This is a genomic window from Mesorhizobium sp. M7A.F.Ca.CA.004.12.1.1 (genome assembly GCF_003997835.1).
Lineage (GTDB): Bacteria > Pseudomonadota > Alphaproteobacteria > Rhizobiales > Rhizobiaceae > Mesorhizobium.
On record NZ_RZRK01000935.1, the window covers coordinates 1 to 2,208 of the forward strand.

The following is a 2,208-nucleotide window of genomic DNA, read 5'->3' on the forward strand; positions in this document are numbered from 1 at the left end:
CCACATCACCATGCCGTTCAAATCCCGCCCGCGCCAAAACGGTTTGGCATAGCGCACCAGGATCTTGATAGCCGCGCCGCTTTTCCAGGCGCCGAGCGCCCGCCCCAGTCCAGATGGCAAGGCGGGGGCAAAGGCGAGCTCCGTCACCGTCGCCGGGGGGACGGCAACCAGAACCGTGCGCGCCTCGATGGCACCCCCGGCCGAAACGACAAGAACACCTTGCGAACTATACTCGATGCGCGTGACCGGCTCGCTGAGCCGCAACCGATCACTGAGGTCGCGGGCCAGATCGTCGGCCAGTGAATGCATGGTTTCGCGCACGAAATATTGCAGCTCCGGCACCTCGTTGGTGACGCGTCGGTCATTGTCGATCAGATACCAGAGAGGAATCTGATCCAGCGTCATGCACCAGAGACCTTCGATCATCGAACGGAAGACGGCCCTGGCGTCGGCCGAATCGCGCTGGCGGGCAAGCCAGTCGGCAACGGTCAGTCCGGCAATCGAGACGTCGTCCGGATCGATCCCGTTCATGCGCTCGCGGATTGCCATTGCCGCGTCATAGATCCGCTCTGCTCGTTGTACGGACATCGTCGGCTGGGTGATGAAATCGCCATCGACATAGGTTTCAACCAGCGTCTTGCCGCGCGCCTCGATCAGCGCCATCAATTCCGGCATGTCCTCGCACAGGAACTGGCCGCCACTATCGATCCGTTCGCCAAGTCCGTTCAGGCGGGACTCGACGCGTCCGCCGACGCGGTCGCCTGCTTCGAGCAGAATGAAATCGATGTCGGCCTTCTTCATCTCGAGCGCCGCCGACAGGCCTGTGAAACCCGCACCGACGATGACGACATCGGTTCGCTCGAATTCGCCGCCCTCATCCGTGAAGGTCTTCAGCATTGCCGGCTATCCACCCAATCGCATCCGGCTTCCACCGACGAAGTATGTCCTTGTCGACATATGCCGGCGGGCCGCACACGCCATGCCGCAGGCTGTCTCTAACCTATCGTTTTCTCGAGCATATTGAGCCAGTTGCGATAGGCGATTTTTTCGATCAGTGCGCGGCCGAAACCGCGTGCCGCCAATGCATCGATCAGCTTCGGCAGGCCGGCGACATCCCCGATGACGGCCGGGATCATGGCGCCGTCGAAATCGGAGCCAAGACCAACGCCGTCCTCACCCAGCGCCTGCAGCAGCGAATCGATATGCCGCACCATGATGTCGAGGCTTGTGTCGGCATTCATGCGACCATCCTCGCGCAGGAAGCCGGTTGCGAAGTTCAGCCCGACCATGCCGCCGGTTTCGCGGATCGCGCCGAGCTGCCAGTCGGTCAAGTTGCGCGAATGGCCGCAGATCGCGTGCACGTTGGAATGGGTCGCGACCAGCGGCGCATCGCTGAGCGCCGCGACATCGCGAAAGCCCTTCTCGTTGAGATGCGAGAGGTCGATCATGATCTTCAACTGGTTGCAGGCCTTGACCAGCGCCTTGCCGGCATCGGTGAGGCCGGGGCCGGTGTCGGGCGAGGACGGGAAGCGGAACGGCACGCCGTGGCCGAAGGCGTTCGGCCGGCTCCAGACGATGCCGAGGGAACGCAGGCCGGCTTCATGCAGCACGTCGAGCATGGTGAGCTCGGGATCGATCGCCTCGACCCCTTCGATGTGGAACACTGCGGCGATCGAGCCTTGCGCCATGGCACCGCGCACATCGCCGGCGCTGCGGCAGACGGTGAGCGCTCCGGCCCGTTCCAGCCTGAACAGGATCGAGGCCATCGCGATGGTCGAGGTCAGCGCCTCATTGCGCGGAACCTCGGGGGGCAGCGGTTCGGCGGCGCTCGGCGCCAGGGGCACGGCGCCGCGCCTGGATTTCTCGACAGGTGGCGGAAAGATGGCGAACATGCCCCCGGCGAAGCCGCCGGCTTTCGCGCGCGGCAGGTCGATATGGCCGCCCGATTTCCCCTCGATGAACAGCTTTTCGACGTCCGTGTCTTTCGACTGATAGAGTCTGAGCAACGTATCATTGTGGCCGTCGAAGACGGGAACGAGATCGGTTTCGGTCATAGGGGATCATTCGGTTCGTTTGTCGGCGGCGGCTGAGATATACCATACCTACTTAGGCAGGATGCGCCACCCGCGCAAATGCCAGACCGCCCCGGGAGGATGGCAGCCGCTTGCCGCAACGTTTCAGGCAACGAAATCCCTACCGCTTCAGCAC

2 protein-coding genes are annotated in these 2,208 nt (G+C 63.3%); both read right to left on the minus strand.

Annotated features, from left to right (window positions below):
- On the minus strand, nt 1-897 hold an 897-nt coding region (locus tag EN984_RS31945; protein WP_127384235.1), incomplete at its 3' end, for an FAD-dependent oxidoreductase.
- 98 nt (nt 898-995) lie between these two features.
- A complete protein-coding gene (locus tag EN984_RS31950; protein WP_127268955.1) occupies nt 996-2,054 on the minus strand; it encodes a dipeptidase in 1,059 nt (352 codons plus the stop codon).
- Nucleotides 2,055-2,208: the final 154 nt, after the last annotated feature.

Bases quoted from the DNA above. Each gene is read 5' to 3' on its own strand.
- EN984_RS31950 (WP_127268955.1), bottom strand. From the start codon at position 2,054: ATGACCGAAACCGATCTCGTTCCCGTCTTCGACGGCCACAATGATACG.